21 protein-coding genes and 1 tRNA gene are annotated in these 20,599 nt (G+C 40.6%); 10 read left to right on the plus strand and 12 right to left on the minus strand.

Features of this window, described 5'->3' with window-relative positions:
• Positions 1–121: 121 nt before the first annotated feature.
• Positions 122–1,711: an alkyl hydroperoxide reductase subunit F gene (ahpF, locus tag H2245_RS08345; RefSeq protein WP_182406946.1), complete on the plus strand. Its 1,590-nt coding sequence runs from the start codon at positions 122–124 to the stop codon at positions 1,709–1,711.
• Between the two features lie 125 nt (positions 1,712–1,836).
• On the opposite strand, the gene H2245_RS08350 is transcribed toward ahpF, so the two are convergent.
• The 5 genes from H2245_RS08350 to H2245_RS08370 form a co-directional block, all read right to left on the minus strand.
• Positions 1,837–3,387 carry a reverse transcriptase domain-containing protein gene (locus H2245_RS08350; RefSeq protein WP_182406947.1) on the minus strand — a complete coding sequence of 517 codons (1,551 nt, stop codon included), beginning with the start codon at positions 3,385–3,387 and terminating at the stop codon, positions 1,837–1,839.
• A 544-nt stretch (positions 3,388–3,931) separates the two neighbouring features.
• Positions 3,932–4,264 carry a TIGR01244 family sulfur transferase gene (locus H2245_RS08355; RefSeq protein ID WP_182406948.1) on the minus strand — a complete coding sequence of 111 codons (333 nt, stop codon included), beginning with the start codon at positions 4,262–4,264 and terminating at the stop codon, positions 3,932–3,934.
• Positions 4,265–4,324: 60 nt separating this feature from the next.
• The gene (locus tag H2245_RS08360; protein ID WP_182406949.1) at positions 4,325–4,651 is read right to left on the minus strand and encodes a beta-lactamase hydrolase domain-containing protein; all 327 of its coding nucleotides are present in this window, start codon (positions 4,649–4,651) and stop codon (positions 4,325–4,327) included.
• 255 nt (positions 4,652–4,906) lie between these two features.
• Entirely contained in the window at positions 4,907–6,616 is a 1,710-nt protein-coding gene (locus tag H2245_RS08365; RefSeq protein ID WP_182406950.1) for a SulP family inorganic anion transporter, read from the minus strand.
• 81 nt (positions 6,617–6,697) lie between these two features.
• Complete coding sequence (locus tag H2245_RS08370; protein WP_259365144.1) at positions 6,698–7,075, minus strand: helix-turn-helix transcriptional regulator; 378 nt, start codon at positions 7,073–7,075, stop codon at positions 6,698–6,700.
• Positions 7,076–7,397: 322 nt separating this feature from the next.
• On the opposite strand from H2245_RS08370, the gene H2245_RS08375 reads away from it, so the two are divergent.
• The 3 genes from H2245_RS08375 (at position 7,398) to trxC (ending at position 9,094) form a co-directional block, all read left to right on the plus strand.
• A complete protein-coding gene (locus H2245_RS08375; RefSeq protein ID WP_182406951.1) occupies positions 7,398–8,270 on the plus strand; it encodes an MBL fold metallo-hydrolase in 873 nt (290 codons plus the stop codon).
• A 130-nt stretch (positions 8,271–8,400) separates the two neighbouring features.
• On the plus strand, positions 8,401–8,583 hold the full coding sequence (locus H2245_RS08380) for a DUF2892 domain-containing protein (protein ID WP_182406952.1): 183 nt from the start codon (positions 8,401–8,403) through the stop codon (positions 8,581–8,583).
• A 73-nt stretch (positions 8,584–8,656) separates the two neighbouring features.
• A complete protein-coding gene (trxC, locus tag H2245_RS08385; protein WP_182406953.1) occupies positions 8,657–9,094 on the plus strand; it encodes a thioredoxin TrxC in 438 nt (145 codons plus the stop codon).
• A gap of 92 nt (positions 9,095–9,186) precedes the next feature.
• Here trxC and H2245_RS08390 read toward each other — a convergent pair whose 3' ends face one another.
• From H2245_RS08390 to H2245_RS08405, 4 genes are all read right to left on the minus strand, one after another.
• Complete coding sequence (locus H2245_RS08390) at positions 9,187–9,588, minus strand: hypothetical protein (protein ID WP_182406954.1); 402 nt, start codon at positions 9,586–9,588, stop codon at positions 9,187–9,189.
• A 154-nt stretch (positions 9,589–9,742) separates the two neighbouring features.
• Positions 9,743–10,102, minus strand: coding sequence for a SirB2 family protein (locus H2245_RS08395; protein WP_182406955.1), 360 nt, complete (start codon positions 10,100–10,102; stop codon positions 9,743–9,745).
• Between the two features lie 67 nt (positions 10,103–10,169).
• On the minus strand, positions 10,170–10,499 hold the full coding sequence (locus H2245_RS08400; RefSeq protein ID WP_182406956.1) for a BolA family transcriptional regulator: 330 nt from the start codon (positions 10,497–10,499) through the stop codon (positions 10,170–10,172).
• A 167-nt stretch (positions 10,500–10,666) separates the two neighbouring features.
• Positions 10,667–11,479 (minus strand): M48 family metallopeptidase, encoded by an 813-nt coding sequence (locus H2245_RS08405; RefSeq protein ID WP_182406957.1) that lies wholly within the window; start codon positions 11,477–11,479, stop codon positions 10,667–10,669.
• A 619-nt stretch (positions 11,480–12,098) separates the two neighbouring features.
• On the opposite strand from H2245_RS08405, the gene H2245_RS08410 reads away from it, so the two are divergent.
• Both H2245_RS08410 and H2245_RS08415 read left to right on the plus strand, forming a co-directional pair.
• Positions 12,099–12,173 (plus strand) — tRNA-Gly (locus H2245_RS08410).
• 363 nt (positions 12,174–12,536) lie between these two features.
• On the plus strand, positions 12,537–13,328 hold the full coding sequence (locus H2245_RS08415) for a glucose 1-dehydrogenase (protein ID WP_182406958.1): 792 nt from the start codon (positions 12,537–12,539) through the stop codon (positions 13,326–13,328).
• A 106-nt stretch (positions 13,329–13,434) separates the two neighbouring features.
• On the opposite strand, the gene pnuC is transcribed toward H2245_RS08415, so the two are convergent.
• Both pnuC and nadR read right to left on the minus strand, forming a co-directional pair.
• Positions 13,435–14,178 (minus strand): nicotinamide riboside transporter PnuC, encoded by a 744-nt coding sequence (gene pnuC, locus H2245_RS08420; RefSeq protein ID WP_182406959.1) that lies wholly within the window; start codon positions 14,176–14,178, stop codon positions 13,435–13,437.
• Between the two features lie 111 nt (positions 14,179–14,289).
• Complete coding sequence (gene nadR, locus H2245_RS08425; protein ID WP_182406960.1) at positions 14,290–15,333, minus strand: multifunctional transcriptional regulator/nicotinamide-nucleotide adenylyltransferase/ribosylnicotinamide kinase NadR; 1,044 nt, start codon at positions 15,331–15,333, stop codon at positions 14,290–14,292.
• Between the two features lie 455 nt (positions 15,334–15,788).
• Between nadR and H2245_RS08430 the strand changes: the two genes are divergently transcribed.
• From H2245_RS08430 to H2245_RS08445, 4 genes are all read left to right on the plus strand, one after another.
• Complete coding sequence (locus H2245_RS08430) at positions 15,789–16,001, plus strand: PspC domain-containing protein (RefSeq protein WP_182406961.1); 213 nt, start codon at positions 15,789–15,791, stop codon at positions 15,999–16,001.
• A gap of 402 nt (positions 16,002–16,403) precedes the next feature.
• The gene (gene glyQ / locus H2245_RS08435) at positions 16,404–17,405 is read left to right on the plus strand and encodes a glycine--tRNA ligase subunit alpha (RefSeq protein ID WP_404944672.1); all 1,002 of its coding nucleotides are present in this window, start codon (positions 16,404–16,406) and stop codon (positions 17,403–17,405) included.
• 9 nt (positions 17,406–17,414) lie between these two features.
• Positions 17,415–19,508, plus strand: a complete 2,094-nt coding sequence (gene glyS / locus H2245_RS08440; protein WP_182406962.1) for a glycine--tRNA ligase subunit beta — start codon at positions 17,415–17,417, stop codon at positions 19,506–19,508.
• A 232-nt stretch (positions 19,509–19,740) separates the two neighbouring features.
• On the plus strand, positions 19,741–20,064 hold the full coding sequence (locus H2245_RS08445; RefSeq protein ID WP_310734127.1) for a hypothetical protein: 324 nt from the start codon (positions 19,741–19,743) through the stop codon (positions 20,062–20,064).
• A 45-nt stretch (positions 20,065–20,109) separates the two neighbouring features.
• Here the strand turns inward: H2245_RS08445 and H2245_RS08450 are convergent, their stop codons facing one another.
• Positions 20,110–20,595, minus strand: a complete 486-nt coding sequence (locus H2245_RS08450) for a cell division protein ZapA (protein WP_182406963.1) — start codon at positions 20,593–20,595, stop codon at positions 20,110–20,112.
• Positions 20,596–20,599 lie beyond the last annotated feature (4 nt).

Genomic DNA, 20,599 nt, shown 5'->3' on the forward strand with positions numbered 1-20,599 from the left:
AAGCCCTGATAATAGACCCATTGCAGTAAGGCAGGCAACGATAACTGCCGCTAAAATTACTAATCTTATCAATACCTTTATTAAATCTGCGTTACATATTTAATAATAATGAGGAACACTTATGATAGACCAAAGCTTATTAGATGCTGTTAAAAGTTATAGCGCAAACATGACCCGTCCGATTAGTTTTGTATTGGGCAGTGGCGAACATGCTAAACGTGCTGAGTTGATTGATTTCTTGACTAAAATTGCGGGCACGACGGAAAAAATTCAATTTAATGTCCAAGATGATGCGTTTATTGATAGTAGTTTGCCAAGTCCAATCAGCTTTGCCGTTCGTAGTCACATTGATGATGCGCTAACGGATACGGGCATTGTGTTTAGTGGTATCCCAGGTGGGCATGAGTTTACTTCACTTATCCTAGCGATTTTGCAGGCAGGTGGTCATACGCTAAAGTTAGATGAAGGTATTCAAAAGCTTATCAAACGTATTAATAAGCCGCTACAGTTTCAAACCTTTGTATCACTGTCTTGCCATAGCTGCCCAGATGTGGTGCAAGCGCTTAATCAGTTTGCATTATTAAATGACGGTATTAGCAATGAGATGATTGATGGTGCATTATTTCAAGAGCTAGTCGATGCCAATAATATCCAAGGCGTACCCGCCGTATTTTTAAACGGTAAACCTTTTGCCAATGGTCTAATCGATACGGGTAAATTGATTGATAAGTTGCAAGAACAGTTCTCAGACTTATTAAGCGAGGGTAGCGCTGATGAAGCAGAGCAGTTAGAGCAGCAAGACGTGACGATTATTGGTGCTGGTCCTGCTGGGGTTGCTGCTGCGATTTACACCGCGCGTAAAGGCTTAAAAGTGACCATGGTGGCGGATCGTATCGGCGGTCAGGTGAAAGACACGCAAGATATCGAGAATCTTATCTCGATTCCGTTAACCACAGGCACGACGCTATCGAATAATTTTGTCACGCACTTGCAGGAATACGACATCACGCTAAAACAGAGTGTCAGCGTGAAAGAGATTACCGAGACGGCAGATGAGAACTATCGCATCCAGCTAAATACGGGCGAGACGTTTACCACGCGCAGCATTATACTAGCGACTGGGGCGCAGTGGCGTAAGCTGAACGTCCCGGGCGAGGAAGAAAATATCGGTAAAGGCGTGGCGTATTGCCCACATTGCGATGGTCCGTTCTTTAAAGGCAAAGACGTATCAGTGATTGGCGGTGGTAACTCAGGTATTGAAGCTGCGCTTGATTTGGCAGGTATCGTGAAGCACGTGACGGTATTTGAGTTTGCAGACACTCTAAAAGCTGACCAAGTACTGATTAATAAGGCAAAAGAAAAAGCCAATATCGAAATTATCACGGGCGCGGCAACCAAAGAGATTAAAGCGACGGATGGTAAAGTGACCTCTATTGTCTATGAAGAGCGCAGCTCAGGTGATATAAAAGAGTTGGACTTGGCGGCAATCTTTGTACAAATTGGCTTAGTGCCTAATACCGAGTTCGTTAAAGGCTTTATTGATTTAAATCGCTTTGGCGAGATTGAGATTGATGAGCGTTGCCGCACAGAGAGAAAAGGTATCTTTGCTTGTGGTGATGTGACCACCGTACCGTTTAAGCAAATTAATATTGCCATGGGTGAGGGCAGTAAAGCGGCATTGTCAGCGTTTGAATATTTGGTGATGCAGTAATTTTGAGCTGAATATATCTTAAGATGTAGATAAAAAGCCACTTCATTATTGAGGTGGCTTTTGTAATATAAGTTCGGAAAATTTAATGAGCTAAGATAAAAAATCTTAAATTTATTATTTTGCTTTTATGGTTTAGAACGATTAATCTCTTGATTCAAATTTTTCCAATGGTTTTTAATTTGAGAATCAATTTTACTGTAGTCCGACATTATCTTATGGGCATTTTTAGCATAAGTAATGTAGTTTCCCCAATTGATTGCATGTTTGTCAGGCTGCCATTGATTTGTAGTGCCTTGAATTCGTTTGTATTTTATACAGCGTGTTGAACCAATATAAGAGTATCTTTTATAAAGCCTTCTTTTGAACATCTCTCCTTTTGTACTATTATTAATAGTACTACTATAGAATTCACTTCTGTGAACGCCTTTCTTCATTTTTCGATAGTATTTAGCTAAAGAGCTTGTTTTTAGGTAAACATTCTCACCGTCAAAGCTAAAACCGAGATATTCGAAGTTTCTATTGATACTATATTGAGTTAGTACCCCATTAAACTCTTGCTCACAAATCAACCTATCGTTGATATAGTTGAAGTGAAAAACCTGTGTTTTATCTTTATGAATTGTCAGTTTTATATCTTCAACTTTCTCTTCGAATAGCTCAATAATGTCTGCTTTGTATTCTATCGGACATACAACAACCATGTCATCAGAATAGCGCCGATAGATACCATTTATGTTAGATACCTCTCTATGGATTAGTTCATCAAATCCCAACATATATATATTGGCTAGAGTTGCACTAATAGCAGAGCCTTGGCAAATACCAGAAACTCTAATATCACTTTTGGGATCATTTTTTGGTGCAGTATGCTTATTTGAACGAATCAACCCTCTTTTCCGAATAGTATGTATATCTTTCATTGAGCAATAGCCAATAGCATTCTTATTATATAAATGGTCAATACGTTTCACTGGCTTAAATACAGTCTTACCATCATTTTTTCTTACTAAGATTTTGTTCTTAAACAAGTTAAAAAGGTGTTGTTCTTCAACGTAAGAGAATTTTGTGATATTCCTAAATACATTATAGTGGTCTTTGGGTAGTATTCTTTCTCCAATTACTTCGCACCATCTGTTTTTCAAAATGTTATGGTCGAGGCTAGGAAAGAAGTTTTCAATATCAAAAGTAATGGCGACAAGTTCATTATTAATTGCATGAGTTTTAATGTAATTAAAGACTTCATCTGCAAAATGTATGTTATTTTTTTTAGTTAGGTTCTTTTGCTTTACATCTGTTGGAGTTTTTCTATAAGCAGTAACAACGTTATTTAAGCCTTTTTCCTCTAAAATAATCTCATACTTTTCATGTAACAAATAGGAATAATAAGAGTAAATATTAGAGTCTAAGTTATTAGCGTAATGAATACTTCGATTTTTTGCCCCTTTATTGACTCGTTTTCCATTATCTTTTACTTTTCCATCAGAATCATATTCTTTTCTATACCGTCTTGTAGAAATCACTTTGTGAATAAATGGTGTAAAACTATGCACAGCTATCTTTTCCTGATTTTTAATATAGGAAATAGTCATGCTATGATTATTAGAAGGAAGGCCAATATGTGGATATCTTTTAATCTTATACCAATCGTTTAATTCTTCTTTAACTTCAAGTGGCATATTATTAAAATCTAGTTGAAAGGGTAAGAATAAAGGATGACGGGGCTAGCATTTTGCGCATATAGCGGATAATAAAAGTTGTGCTAGCCGTTACTATTGGAAGTAACACCCCTTTTGTTTTTTGGAAATTAATATAATAATAATAATCAACTTAAGGACTCATATTTCTATGCTCTCATCAATCATATTACCAATCATATATCTTATCTATCGCTTGACTGTATCGCCCGATGATGATATTGATTTAACTGAACTAGCTGTCTAGTCAGCAACACTAAAAGTGCTTCAGTTCAAACACAAACTTAAATTATCTGCTTCATCCTTTATGTGCTGAGGTTATCATATTCTTACTATGCTGTAAAATTAGTTTATGGTGAATATAGTTTAATTAGTTAATGCAGAAGAATAGGTTGCTAATACTTATGTCACATACACTGATTTTTTTATTAACGAAATTGTAATTTTAAAAAATGCCCATCCAAATTTTGGACAGGCATTTTTTAATTTGTGCATTCATCAGTTTTTTGCTAAGTAAAAAACTTTATTAGTCATCCAACAAATCCATACGTTTCGCCGCTTCATAAATACCGGTTGAGCGATTGCCCGTACGGCAGAAAATCAATACTGGCTGCTCTGCTTGATTAAAAAAGTCAGCAAACTCTTCGACGTGATTTTGATTCAGCTCATTACCAGCAAAGGATACTTCTTTATATGCCAATCCTGCTTGTTCCGCTGCCGCAGCAAGCTCAGCACTGGTCGGCTGATTGGGCTCTTCACCATCTGGACGATTATTGATAATGGTCTTAAAGCCTTGTTCAGCAATCTGTGGAATTTGTTCAGGGGTAATTTGTCCGGTAATGCTAATGTCGTGGCTCATGAAGTTTCCTTTATTAGAATGATTTAAATGATTTTAAAATCAATTTATGGTTAATCTGATTTATAGCAAGCCTTGCATCAACGCGCTTTGATACAGCAATTTTGCCCGCGCACCCGTACCACAAAACATGAGTATTGGTTTGGGGATAGCATGATAAAACGCGGCGAATTGCTCAACGGTTACCATACTTAAGCGCTCATCATCGAACGGTAAATGATGATAAGTTAGGTTTGCTGCTTTGGTAGCCACTGCCAAATCAGTACTGCGTGGCTGAGAGATATGCTCATCATCAGGGCGCACATTAATCACTGAGCGGTAGCCGAGTTCTGCAATTTTAGCGCACTGGGTAGGATGAATTTGTTTATAAATCGTGAGAGTATCAGTCATAAATAACGTCTATTTTTTCGTGAAAAAGCAGCAAAGGATAAGTTGTGTCGATGGAGGCAGGAATCATACAGCTAGGTTCAAAATGCTGTATATATACCCATCATTAGCACAACAACGTCCTATCATAACGGTATTTTGTGGCAGACGGCAATAGATATGTCCGTATCGTGATAGCTATATTAGACTATGATTATCACCATATCAGTTATGTACTATCAGTACGACAAGCTAAGTGCTGAAAAACAATTGAAAAACTTAGCCGTCTTTTAAGGCATTAACCGCATCCATATTGCTTAAATAAACCGCTCCGCTCAGCTCAGTAATCAGTGGCGTGTCACCGATAACATCCATGATAGGTCCTTTAATAAAGCTAAAGTGCAGCCTTTTTTGTTGTGCCAGCAGCTCTTTATTTAAGCTTATGAGCATCTCTTGTGCGGTCAAATCAATATGATTCACCGCTGCCATGATAAAGATAATCTCGCGTGCGTCTGGATATTGCTTCGTGGCATCAATTACGCGTCGATGCACCGATTCACTATTACCAAAAAACAAGCTCTCATCAATACGCAGCATCAATAAGTTATGATAAGTGACCACATCGTGACGATTGATATTGCGAAAGTGGCTGGTACCGGCAAGTTGCCCAACAATAGCGACATGCGGCTGGCTCGATTGCCAAATTAAGCTGGCAAAGGACACCATTAAGCCAATAACCAGTCCGGTATTTAAACCGAATACCAATACTCCAATGAAGGCGGCTAAGAAACTGGCGGCATCCAAGCGATCACGTTGCCAAGCTGATTTTAATGTTGCCACATCAATCAGACCAATGATGGCTGCCATAATGGTCGCGCCCAAAATAGCAAAGGGTAGCGGGGCAAGGACATCGCCAAAAGCAATCAAGGCGATAATCATGATTAGCACTGTGACGATGCTGGCAAGTGGCGTTTTTGCTCCAGAATCCACGTTAATAGCAGTACGTGAAAAACCACCGGCAATGGGAAAGCTTTGAAAAAGACCGCCAGCCAGATTTGCCAGTCCTAATCCTTTTAGCTCGCGATTGGCATCAAAGCTTTCACCACGCAGCCGCGCATAGGTACTTGCGACTGAACTGCTTGACACAAAGGCAATTAATGCCATTAAACCAGCTGTAGGTAATAAATTCAGCGCTTCACGAAAGTCTGGCACATAGGGTACGGTGAACGTTGGCAATCCTTGTGGAATGCTGCCAATTGTTGCTACGCCATGCGCTGACCAGTGCAACAACGCACTCAAAATAATGGCAATACCCAACAGTAATAAAGGAAATAGACGCTCCGCCCATTTAGCATACGAAGGTGATAACCAAGATTGCCAAAACCAGCGCTTCCCGTAGCGGTTCATCACCATAAGCGCAAAGGTAACAACACCGATAACTAAGGTTAGTGGATGCAGCTCGCGCGCATACATGACCATACTCGATAAATAACCGATTAAGCCATTACCCGCTATCGGAATACCGGTCAGATACTTTAGCTGACTGATAAAAATAAGCACTGCGGCACCACTGACAAAACCTGCCGAAACCCCACGACTGATAAATTGCATAATCCAGCCAAGCTTTAACTGTCCAGCAACCCATAGTAATGCGCCAACCATTATTGCTAGCAGCCCCGCCATCAGTACATATTGCTCAACCCCTTGATTAGCATAAGGATGCAGCGCGCTTGCCGTCATAATTGCCGTCACTGCCGCAGGTCCCACCGCTTGTACATTGCTTGACCCAATCCACGCATAAATCAGCACCGGTACAATTGCTGCATATAAGCCATAAACTGGTGGCAATCCCGCTAATACCGCATAACCTAAGCTTTGAGGAATCACCAACACGCCCACGACCAGTCCAGCCACCACATCAGTAGGTAGCATTTTTAGCTGATAGTGACGCAGCCAATTGGGAATTAGTCGAGCAGCGATAGTAGGCATATTAAATTATCATCATATTAAGTTGTCGTTACGTTTTATCATTATGTTAAAAAACCTCTCATTCACTATAACTGGTCATTACTATTTTGTTTTGGCACAAAAGCGCTCATACAATAGCTGCAATACTGCCAAGGCATCGTCACTGGCGATACTATAATAAATTTGCTTGCCTTCACGGCGCGTAGTTACCAGCTCGTCTTTACGCAGAATGCCCAACTGCTGCGATAGGCTTGGTTGTCCGACACCGACTAAGTTTTCAAGCTCACTGACGCAATATTCGCCTTGAGTCAGCTGACAAAGTAATAATAATCGATCAGGGTGTGAAAGCGATTTTAACAGCTGGCTGGCCTGCATAGAGGCTTGCTTCATTTGTGCGGCAAGGTCATTAGGAACTTGACTGGGAGTAAGGTCAGACATAGCAACTTCAGTACTACCAATTTCTTGGGAAAATGTATTCATATGATGCTCCTGATAGGAGACAGTATTAGCAGATGTAATTATTTTAGATTGATTGGCTATAGTCATTTGAGTGTCCAATGTAAAAGTTAACGGTGACGATCTGCAATCCGTTGTCTTGTAGAGATGTTTAAAACTATAAAATAGTTTTAGTGCATAAAAGGTAATGAATTATCAATAACATGACTTATTATATCAGGTTATATTCATTTACATTATATAAATTGATAAAGTGTTTGATCGTTGCTATATTACTAATTAAAGCTTAATCATGAAAATTAAGCACTGATAAAAATAAATATATAAATACAATAGTGAGGCAGCCATGCAAGTTCATTCCTTCTTACATAACGACACAGAGACTTATACTCATATTCTAGCGGATATTCAACAGAATTTATGCGCTGTAATTGATCCTGTATTGGACTTTGATGCGAAGTCGGGACGTACTGCAACGACTGGTATTGATGAGGTGATTGAATTTGTTCAGGGTCAAGGCTGGGAGTTGGTTTATATTATCGAGACTCATGCTCATGCTGACCATCTTTCAGCGGCCATTCATCTGAAAGAAACATTAGGCGGACAGTTAGTGATGGGCTGCCATATTACTGAAGTACAAAAGATATTTAAGCAAATTTATAACTTTGACACCAGCTTTCGCACTGACGCCAGTCAGTTTGATATCTTAACAGATGAAGGCGATACCTTAGCGCTTGGTAGTATTACAATCACTGCCATGCACGTTCCGGGGCATACACCAGCAGATATGGCTTACATTGCTACTGATGATGAAAAAGCGGTAGTTTTCGTAGGTGATACGCTATTTGCTCCCGATGTTGGCACTGCGCGCTGTGACTTTCCCGGTGGAAATGCCAAGACGTTATATCAATCCATCCAAAAGCTACTATCACTGGATGAAGATACAGTAATGTATTTATGTCATGACTATCCAAGCGAGGGGCGCAAGCATTGTCCAACGGCAACCGTTGCCGCACAAAAACAAAATAATATTCATGTTAAAGAGGGTATTAACGAAGCTGAATTTGTACAGATGCGCGAACGCCGTGATGCAACATTAGAGATGCCGCGCCTAATTATTCCTTCTGTACAAGTCAATATTGATGCAGGTCATTTTCCTGAGCCTGAAGCCAATGGAACACGTTATTTAAAAGTACCGATTAATGTGTTTGGTCAGTAAATCGTAATTATAGCCAGCATTAAGTAAGTATGAAACGCATAGTCGTCACAATAATGCTAGTCTACGCTATAAGCCATGACTGGTTTGCTTGCAAAAACTTTGTTTTTTTATAACTTATAAGGAGTCAGTCATGAAAATTAATGTGGGCAGTACTGAAAGAACGCTTCGTATTATCGCTGGTATCATTATTATTGGTATTGGCGTTTATTATCAAAGCTGGTGGGGTGTGATTGGTGTGGTGCCTCTATTAACTGGACTATTCCGCTTTTGCCCACTATATTCGATACTAGGTATGAATACCTGTAGAAGATAATTGGCATCACTCATATAATAGCTATGTAAAATGAATACCGTCAGAATATATAAGTCAGAATAGGAGTTATATTATGAATGAGCAAGATTGCCATGTGATATGTCCGCATTGCCAAGCTACCAACCGTGTGCCTGCTGCAAAACTAAGCGCCACGCCGAAGTGTGGTAAATGTGGTAAGCCTTTATTAACGGGTAGTCCACTTGAGCTCACTGGACAAACTGTCAACAAGGTCATTCAGAAAAATGATGTTCTGACTATTGTGGATTTTTGGGCAAGCTGGTGTCAGCCATGTCTTATGATGGCGCCGCAATTTAAGACAGCGGCAAGTCAGTTACCGCACGTGGTTTTTGCGAAATTGCAAACAGACAAGTATGAGCAAGACGCTGCGCCTTATAATATACGTAGTTTGCCAACGATGGTTGCATTCAGGCATGGTAAAGAAGTGGCGAGGCAATCAGGTGCGTTGCCTACTGACCAGATTGTGCAGTGGGTACGAAGTTTAAAAGCTTAATAAATAACTGATATTTTTTGTATTATCATAACTAAAAAAGCCAATACGTTTATCACGTATTGGCTTTTTATTGTTTACGCGCTTATAAAGGATTACTCGCCATAAATCTTAATACCATTGGCAAAACTACAGCGCTGGATACGTGCTGACTGGATAATGGCATCACGCTCGCCATACAAGCGTGATAATTTAGCATCACGACCTTTGGTATCGTTGCTTTTGCCAACACCAAAGCTGATGTTTGGCGAGATACCCCAGCGTCCAGCCGACACGCCAACGCCAACGCCTGATGTTGATAAAGATGATTGTTCTTTACGCGCGGCATCAACGTAGCGATTGACGCGTATATATTCTTGGTTCAGTGCTTGGCAATCGTAGCTTTGGTAAGTATTAGGTGGTACATATTGTGGAGTAATATTGCCAGTAGATGCACAACCAGTAAGAACAAAGATGCCGGCTGTCGCCAATAATGTCGCTGCAGTAAGAGTTTTCATAGTGACTCCATAAGGCTAAAGTATTTTGTAACATTACATTCTATTTTAAGGAGTTAGCTCAACTTAAGATAGTAAAAATAAATATATGACCCATTTAAATAAAATCTAGAAGCCATGTTAAATAAGCTTATAACTATTTAAAGTTAGAGCCTAGTTAAAATAAGTTGTCAGGTTTTACATACGCTAAGATAACGATACCAATATAAGCAACTGTAGCGATAAAAATACCGGCTTTATTTTGAACAGGGGTCGAACGCGGATTAAAGGCTTTCATACTCGCACTAATAGCAGCCACAAATAATACCATTTTGGCAATGACCCATTGTACAGGGGCATTCGCATTCAGCAGTTGTAAAAGCATCCAAGCGCCTGACAGTAATACCAATGCATATACAATATGATTGGCGATTTTAACCGCTCGAGGCGCGCGATCCTTGGTGCTTAATACCAAATAACTTTGATATAAAAAAAGAGCGATAACCAATACCGCCAATAACATATGTAGATGTTTCATTAAATCTTATTTCCTTTACCTTGACAGTGTTTACGCTCAACTATGGGATGAATAATAATAAGGGTAATTAGCCTGCGTTTTGACCGGCGCAATTTGGGCTATTAGGGCTCTGACCTTGCCACTCATCTGGCGTATAGGCATGAATTGCCAGCGCGTGCACATTGCCACCTTTCGAAGTGAGTAAGTCAGCGACCAAGTCATAAACCAATTGATGACGGGCAACTAAGCGCTTACCAATAAAAGCATCACTAACAAGCGTCAGCTTAAAATGGCTCTCTTTTCCATCAAAATATCCTGCATGACTCATGGATTCGTTAACCAGAGATAAATGAGTGGGTTGTAGTGGCTGTAATGAATGCTGCAGGGCAGTAGCAGTAGGGGCAGATAAGGTGCTCATAGCGTTCCTTTACTCAATAATGGCTAACAATGGTCGAATTAATTTTATTGATTATAGCAGAGCCTGATATTGGTGCATCATACTTATATAGGGCACATAAAAAAAGCAGAGCGCTATATTTTATATAGTACGCTCTGCTTTTCATGGCTGTCACTGATAAATAAGACTTAACGGCGTGCCTTTTGATACAGTGGCACCACTTTTGGCATCAAAGATTGTAGCTGTGCAATACGGTTGCTGCTCGTTGGATGCGTGCTTAGGAATTGTGGTGGCTCGCCTTGGCTGGCACGTTGCATTTTTTGCCACAAAGTGACCGCAGCTTGCGGGTTATAGCCAGCACGTGCCATCAGCTCAAGACCGATTTGATCGGCTTCTGCTTCTTGCGTACGACTGTGTGGACGGCTCAGACCTAAGTCACCCGCTAGACCTGCCAATTGCGCCTGACCTTGCGATAGACCAAAGACGCTAGCGGCAACGCCAATACCGGTTTGAGTCGCGTATTCACGTGACAGACGCTCGCGTGAATGTTCACGCAGTGCGTGCGCCATCTCATGTCCCATAATCGCGGCAATTTCATCATCAGATAAATTCAAACGATCAATAATACCCGTGTAGAACATTACCTTACCACCTGGCATGACAAAAGCATTCAACTCATTAGACTTAATGGTATGCACTTCCCAATTCCATTTTGCCGCATCCGGACGATATACATTCACTTGGCTCACCAACCGATTGGCAATGCCTTTTAATCGACTTAATTGAGCTTTATTTGTGTCTAGTACGCCTTTCGAACGGGCGTCTTGAATGGCTTTATTATAACTTTGTGCTGAAAGCTGTAATACTTGCTCACTTGACACTAACAATAGCTGCTGACGATCAACGCCAACCGCGCCTGTGCTGGTCGTACTAGTGCAACCAGTTAAGGTCAATGCCGATAATGATGCAGCCATTATCGTCGTGGTTAATAATTTTTTCATAAAAAACATCCTCACTGTAAAATATAAAATCGAACAAAGGTACTGCAGGTAGTAGACATTTATAGAGATAATAGAATAAGTTGCCTAGAGATAAGCTTAGCTGATCAACAAAAAGCAATTATATAATAGAGAGTTATAATGATACTTTGTAAATAATTTTTTATAATAACGCTGAATGGCTATACTAATAAATAAGCGTGTTTATAATCGCTATCAGTATAATAACCATAAGCACAGAAAACTAGTGCAACGACAGTAACAATATAACGCGGCAATGTAATTGAGCTTGTCACTTGTCAGCAATGCGTAACAGTAAGTAACAAGATACTTTCTTACCTTAATTTATCGCTATATTTAACCATTAAAATCGCAATGCCTAAATTCCCCTACGGTCTTATCTATAACAACGCTTTTTTATTCAAAATTATTTATAAACAAGTAAGTATAAAATTATTTATCAAAACAATGAGATAGATTGTCCTGATGCTTCTTATAGATGAAAATACCTTATAATCATAAAATAAAATCAAGAAAGCTGTTGACACGTAACGAATATCTGATAGAATAGCCAGCCTATCGAGACGTAGCTGTTAGCAATAACACTATAGCTAGATACTAAGCGGGAATAGCTCAGTGGTAGAGCATAACCTTGCCAAGGTTGGGGTCGAGAGTTCGAATCTCTTTTCCCGCTCCAAATATGGCTGTAAAAAGCACTAAAGCCTCACTTCTTATTATAAGAAGTGGGGCTTTTTTTATGCCTAAAATTTGAGTTAACAATCTGTTAGCAGCATATACAGCTAATAACAATGCCTATAATGGTTTGATAGCGGGTCAAATAAAAATCATTACAAAAAGTGTGTGAACTTAGAACATTTAGCTTGGTTATTCCGCGCATAATTATTTCTACTCAGCGTTGCAATTACAATCACGTTGAAAATGGTCGTATTAGCAATTGGTTAATTTTAAGATTAATGTATATGTTAGTCATCTTTTTCCAATACGTATCTATTTAATAATGCTGTAAATCATCTGAGCACATCTATATTAAGGAATTATTATGCAAGAATTTAAACATCAGTCCTTTAACGAACTATTCGATTTGTCAGGTAAAGTTGCCATTGTAACGGGCGGCGCCAATGGTATTGGTAAAGCCACGGCGCTACGTTTTGCAGAAGCGGGTGCTAACATTGCCATTGCCGATTTAAAACTTGAAGATGCACAAGCAGCAGTAAAAGATATTGAGGCGCTTGGTGTAAAAGCACTTGCCGTAGAATGTAATATTTTAAAAGATGATGACTTGGTTGCTATGGTCGAGAAAGTGGTCGCTGAGTTTGGCACTATTAATATTCTGATTAACAATGCGGGCGGCGGCGGTGGTGGTCGTGAAAACCCAGCTACAGCATCGGTTGATGATATTCGCCGTGACTTTGAGCTAAATGTCTTTAGCGGTTGGCGCTTGTGTCAGTTATGTGTACCTTATATGAAAGAATCAGGTTATGGTTCTATCGTATTTACGACCTCGATGTCTAGTATTAATAAAGATCCGAATATGAGCGGTTATGCAGGTTCAAAAGCAGCGGTTAATCATATGGTAGCGAACTTAGCGCATGATTTTGGTCCTGAAGTACGCGTTAATGCTGTAGGTCCTGGTGCCACACGTACCGATGCGCTAAAAACCGTACTGACGCCAGAGATTGAAAAGAAAATGCTGGCGAATACACCGATTCAACGTTTGGGTGAAGCGGACGATATTGCCGGTGCGATGTTGTATTTTGCCTCGCCAATTTCAACGTGGGTGAGTGGCCAGACGATATTTGTGAATGGTGGCGGTGTACAGACACTAAGCTAAATTGAGTGATAATTATTAATTATAATTATCTAGCTTATTAAGTAAAAAAGGGTCGTTCCAGTTGGAACGACCCTTTTTTTATTATGCTATTTTTCGTTCAATCTCATTAAGCATTCAACGCATTTTGCTCACTGCGATACCATTCATAAAGTCCAATAAATGAGTTGATTTGATAGACCATGGTTTGAATCGCAAAAATATAATTACCAGACATGAGGTTTACAATGAGCCAAACGAAGTTTGATGTAATCCATAGCCACCAATTAAAGGAGTAGCGTAAAATCATGGCTGCTTGAGCAGTAATTGATAATACAAAGGCAATGACGTTAATCCAGAAGAAAGAGATAAATCCTAAAAACAAACTGTCATCTTCTGCAACCACGGCAAACCCATAACTTGCCAGCAATCTATTAACGGTGGGGAACAGGGCTAAACCAATGACGATAAAAGCAGCGGTTAACATCCATACCCATTTGTTTGCAGATTTGGGCACCATGTCACCGTCAGGGTCGGTATGCTTTGACCAATAAAACAGCCCATAAACGTGGGTAAAAAAGTTAAACAGCGGCGCGAGCATTAAGCCGACTGAACCGGCAGTACCTTGCACTACAACTTCACCTGCCGTTGCTGCCATACCAAAACCATTGCCTAACACATTCTTGCGAAAAGACAGCGATACCACGCATACCAAACCAATAAACGACACGCCCAAATAAAATATATCTAGGGTTGAGTGTTCAGTGGTTAACCAAAATCCTGCTGATAACGCAGCAACCCCGCAAAGAAACCAAATTACAATCCATTGCAGCGCCCATTTTCCCGTAATATTATCCAATAGCTGAATGCGCATAAATTTGTTGTCCTAGAAAATAGTGCTATCAGTCCTATATGTATTAAGATACTGATAATAAAATTATTATTATAAATTTTTTTGGCTTATAACGATTTATTATTATCGCGTTTATTTTTTACCATAGATATGCTGATCGATAAAGGCAAGCGCCTGCTGATAGCGAGCATCGTAATCGGGTTTGTCAATCAAGTAAGGCGCGATATCATGACGATTAAAAATATCTAATAATCGCTGCTCAAAACGTCCGCGCGCATCAGAATCGCCTAATGAGCGCATCCCATCGGCAACCCACGGTGTATTGTTATCGAGCATAATGGTGTGGTCTACACGAAATTCATCAATACACGCGCCTACAAACGGATGAGTTCGTCCTTCATATTCTTCGCAAAACGCTTGCGTGGTGACAAAGTCGGTATCAATAATCGTCACCGGTGCCGTAGCTGCGGCTTTAGCAGCTCGTATTGCCTCGGCATGATCGAGCGCAATGGGGGCATAATCACTATATTGCAAACCCGTTTCCGTACCGCCCAAATCGGTTGCCACATATAATCGCCCCATCTCCAGCGCAAAGCTTGCCCCGTAATAATTAGCTAACTTATGCACCAAGGTAGTCTTTCCTGAGCTTTCACCGCCAACGATAGCCACAGTCTTGGTATAATCGCCGCGCGCTTGCGGATGAATTGCTGACCAATGGGCAATAGGGTCAAGGGCAATATCATAAGAGTTAAATTCTGGCTGCAATGGGGTGGCGATAACTTCCATTATTAACTGCGAGCGTACAGATTGTTGTGCTAAAGGATGATTGGCTGCTACAAACAATACTGTCTCTGTTGGCAAGTTTAATGTCTCAACCAACCGCTGCAATTTTGTATTGCTCATTTCAATATCAATCGACACGTTAATAAAACTTTCGTGCAGCGGCAATGTAATGTCATCATGAATATGAATCTGGATAAAAGGCAGGTCAGCACAGGCCATTTGTAGCCAGCGCGCCTTATCTTGCAGCGTAATCTTAAAATTAGGATGCGGCAGAGGGTGCGAAGTAATCACAATATGCAAGGTCCGCACTTGCCCAGCAGCAGCTAATATACTGCGCATTTGCCCCAAATGGAGTGGTTCAAAATGACCGATCATCAAACCAGTAGCAAACATAATTATCCTTGTTATATGTCATTATTGTATAGGTGTCACTAATTAAAGGGATTCGTGTTTCGTGTGTAGATAGTCGAATATTGCCTAAATAAGCAACAAACTGTTATGGTATAAAGGTTTAATAAAGGATGCAGGTGGGTTATTGTAAACGCTAATGGGACTATGATGACAGTATGTAAAAAAGAACAAACTATAATTCGAGGATAATCTATTAATTTGGGTTTACCAAAGCAAGCTACTAACTTTGAAATATTTTGAAATACTTATTTAAAATCAGCAGCTTAACTAAGCTATTTGACAGTTAAAAGCAAGTTTATGTATCATAAAGTCACAAAGCACATCCACATAATCAACAGTGAATAGCCTAAGGGTTGCTATACTTAAACGTAAGCCAAATAAATACATGGCAAATAACAAATATATTTATAAAAAACAAATAATAAGAGGTGCGAGCGTTGGCTAAATTAGCAAAATTACATCGTTCAAGAAATAATTGCATGATAGCTGGTGTGATGGGTGGCATTGCAGAATATGTGGGCTGGTCACCACTGTGGGTGCGATTGTTATTTGTAATTATCTCATCATTGAGTGCAGCAGTACCGGGTATTCTGATTTATATTGTGCTATGGATAGTCATGCCAAAAGCAGGTAACGAGTCGTATCGATAGGCTACTGAAGTGTAAGTGAATCGAAAAATTGTAAGAGTAAATTAATTATAAGAAATAAAAAGCCTGTCGAAACAGGATACCAGTAATAAACCTTTCCTCCTACCCAGATGTTTACTCATCTGGGTATTTTTTTCGTGCCTAATTATTTGCACTATAGTGTTAAGGGTTACTTGTTCGTACTCAATTATTAATTAAGCTATAGTTGCGCTTAATGACAATAAAGTCATGAGCTGACTATAAATTTAATTGGCGTAGATATGGCTAAAATAGCCATTTTTTAGTAAGGTAAGCAGACCAGTCGTGTTGCAGGCAAATGAGCTGCGCCTGATTAATCGATTATTATGTTTTCCTTTCGTCAAATACTCCTCATTTCACAGTGATTTTCCTATGAATTCCCAAGCGATGACTTTCCAAGATTTGATTTTAACCTTACAAAATTACTGGGCGGATAAGGGCTGCGTGATATTGCAACCTTATGATATGGAAGTGGGCGCGGGTACGTTTCATACTGCGACCTTTTTGCGCGCACTAGGTCCTGAGCGCTGGAATGCCGCCTATGTGCAGCCGTCACGTCGTCCAACCGATGGTCGCTACGGTAACAACCCCAATCGCTTGCAGCATTACTATCAGTTTCAAGTAATGCTTAAGCCTAATCCGCCTAATATTCAAGAGCTTTATTTGGGTTCGCTAAAAGCCATTGGTATTGACCCTTTGGTGCATGATATTCGTTTTGTTGAAGACAATTGGGAGTCGCCAACGCTTGGCGCGTGGGGACTTGGTTGGGAGGTTTGGCTTAACGGTATGGAAGTGACGCAGTTTACTTATTTCCAGCAAGTGGGCGGCATTGAATGTTTCCCTGTCACTGGCGAGATTACTTATGGTCTTGAGCGCTTGGCTATGTATGTGCAGGGCGTCGATAGTGTTTATGATTTGGTATGGGCGGATGGCGAGTTCGGTCGTGTGACCTATGGTGACGTTTTCCATCAAAACGAAGTTGAGCAATCAACCTATAACTTTGAGCATGCCGATGTGCCGAAGATGGGCGAGCTGTTTGATTTTTATGAGCAGCAAGCGGATAAATTGGTCGATGCTGGATTGCCATTACCTGCGTATGAGATGGTGCTAAAAGCCTCACACGCTTTCAACTTACTCGATGCGCGCGGTGCGATTTCTGTCACTGAGCGTCAGCGTTTTATTCTGCGCGTACGTACCTTATCGCGTAAAGTTGCCTTCGGTTATGTTGAATCCCGCGCAAAACTAGGCTTCCCATTGGCAGATGATGACCATCGTCAAGCAGCGCTGGATAAGTATTTGCCAAAAGAAGCTGCTGATGATGTGAATGTCCATGCTAGTACTAATGAGAAAGCTGCTAAAAGCAAATCTACTAAAAATAATAATAAATAGGAGCATCCCATGACCACTATTCTGTTTGAACTGGGGTGTGAAGAACTGCCGCCAAAAAGTTTAAAGACCTTACGTGACGCGCTCCAAAACAGCGTGACTGAGCAATTATCAGACGCTGATATTAGCTTTGACACTATTAAAGCCTTTGCCGCACCGCGCCGTTTGGCTTTGCAGATTCACGGTATTGCTGACAAGCAGCCTGATCGTAGTGAGCAAAAACGTGGACCTGCAATTAAAGCTGCGTTCGATGCTGAAGGTAATCCAACGCGTGCCGCTATTGGTTTTGCTAAGGGCTTGGGTATTGAAGCCAGTGAGCTGATGATTATAAATACTGATAAAGGCGATTATGTGGGCTATGAGCAAATGGTTCATGGTAAAGCGGTGGCTGATTTATTACCGCAAATTTTCCAAACGGCGCTCGATAATTTACCGATTGCCAAACGTATGCGTTCAGGTACCAGCCGTAATGAGTTTGTGCGTCCTGTACAGTGGGTAGTATTAATGGCTGACGATACAGTGATTGATGCCACCATTCAGGGTCATCAAAGCGGTCAGCAGACGCGCGGACATCGTTTTCATAGCCCCGACTATCACGCTATCAATCATGCCAATGACTACGAGGCGCTATTAGAGGGTCTTAAAGTCGTAGCGGATTTTGATAAGCGCCAAGCCTTTATTAACAATCAAGTTCAAGCGCTGGCGGACGAAATCAATGCGACTGCTATTGTACCGCAAGATTTATTAGATGAAGTGACGGCATTGGTTGATTTTCCAATTGCCTTACGTGCAGATTTTGAGCCGCGCTTTTTACAAGTCCCGCAAGAAGCGCTCATCTCAACCATGCAAGCCGATCAAAAGTATTTTTGCTTGACCGATAAAGACGGTAAATTGCAGCCTTATTTTATTTTTATTACCAATATTGCCTCTAAAGACCCTAAGCAAATTATTGAAGGCAATGAAAAAGTGGTGCGTCCGCGCTTGGCTGATGCCGAGTTCTTCTTCTTACAAGATCAAAAGCAGCCTTTATCAGCACTGACCGAAAATTTAAAGACCCGTATTTTTCAAGACCAACTTGGCAGCATTTGGGAGAAATCGGCTCGTATTGCTAAGCTTGCGACCTTTATCGCCACGTTGTTACAAGAGCAAGGTCAACAAGTTAATATTGATGAAACGGCACGTGCTGCAATGTTATCGAAAGCAGATTTGGCAAGCTCGCTGGTTAGTGAATATCCTGATTTACAAGGTATTGCCGGCACGTATTATGCCCGCTTAAACGGTGAGCCTGAAGCCGTTGCTGCCAGTTTAGAGGAGCAGTATCTACCGAAATTCAGCGGTGATGCGTTGCCAAAAACGCCAATTGGTATTTGTTTGGCATTGGCGGATCGCTTAGATACTTTAGTCGGTATTTTTGCCATCGGTCAACCGCCAACAGGCTCAAAGGATCCGTTTAGCTTGCGCCGCTCAGCGATTGGAATATTACGTATTTTAATCGAAAAACAGTTGCCAATTAATTTAATTGTGCTCGTTGAGCAAGCGATAAAAAATTATAACGATGCGAGCGGTAGTAAAATTACTAATATGGGCGATACCTTTACCCAAGTGATGAACTTTTTAAATTCTCGCTATCGGGCAATGTATACCGAGCAAGGCGTCAGCGTTGATACCATTCAAGCGGTACAAGCAATTAATCCGCATATGCCGCTTGATTTTGACCAGCGTATTCGTGCAGTACAAGCGTTCAGAGCGTTATCGCAAGCGTCAATGCTTGCCGATTCTAATAAACGTGTCGCAAATATTTTGGCAAAATCCGAAAGCGCAGTTTCTGAAAGCGTAGATGAGACGCTATTAACTGAGCCTGCTGAACAAGCGTTATATAGCAGCGTTCGCCACGCGCAAACCGCTGTACAGCCACTATTAGCGCAAGCCAATTACACGCAAGCGCTGCAAACCTTAGCCAGCTTAGATGAGCCGTTAACTCAGTTCTTTGATGGGGTTATGGTGAATAGTGAAGATACGGCGCTGAAAAATAACCGCTTGGCATTATTAAAACAAGTACGCGCACTGTTTTTAACCGTGGCTGATATTAGTGAGTTGCAGCTATAAGCTGATTATCTAAATTATCGTGATTTTTAAAATAAAGAAACTGGCTACCTAGAGCCAGTTTTTTTATACCAATCTTTTTTATTTGTTATTATTGAGTTTCTAACAAGTCTTATTGTTTGCATGATTAAAGCAGGCAATAGCTAGGTAGATAAATTAAATTGCAGTAAACTTTAGCAATAACCCTTACTTTTATTGATTTGCATTTATTCCCATAATTTACAGGAGCACTGCCGTGTTTGCCGTGATTACTATCTTAATTATCGTCTGGATTGTGATGTGGGGCTTTTATAAAGTTATGTATCCGCGTCCACCCAAAAGTATGATGCCGAAAAAAGGCGATATCACTACACCGCGCCAATGCAACTTTTGTGGTCACAGTTTGGCGGAGTATCGTGGTGTTCTAGAGCCGCAATCAGTGCCATTAGAATCAGCGTCAGCAAGTAACGATAGTAATATCGTTACTTATACTGAAGGCGACTTATTCTTCTGCAATTATGAACACCAAGCGGACTTCCACGCAGGCAAAAAGCACGCCACTAAACAAGACAACGTTTAATATGCAGTTTACCGTTGGGTGAGACTTAACGGTAACAAAGACGATCTATAGTAAAACAGAATCAGCGTCATCAATGATTTTATTCAACAGCATCTCTGACTGTTCAGCGTTATGATAATGTTGCTCAACGTCTTTTTGCTGGCTATGAATTTTCTCTTGAAGATTTAAACAGCATAATACCAGCAGATTTTCTTGGGTTAAATTTGGCGCTTGCTCTTTGAGATCCAGAACGGAGTTATTAATAACATATACCGCTGAGCGCAATGCTTCTTCTTCATTGATAGGGCAGTAGATTGGATAGGTATTACCTGCAATGACGATATCCACTTTTTTCATCTGTGGCTCTGGTGTTTCGTCGTCAGCTTGCTCTAACTCCGTGGTACTAGATTCTAAATCTTGGCTATCATTGCTGTTCAAAGTGAGCTCAGAATCAGAGGTTTCAGTTATTTCTACTGAGTCTGCTGAAATATTTTCACTGATTTGTGGGTCAATATAGTCATTAATATCAGTATCGCTATTGGCGTCGGTCATAAGA

The organism is Psychrobacter sp. GP33 (assembly GCF_014119005.1).
Taxonomy (GTDB): domain Bacteria; phylum Pseudomonadota; class Gammaproteobacteria; order Pseudomonadales; family Moraxellaceae; genus Psychrobacter.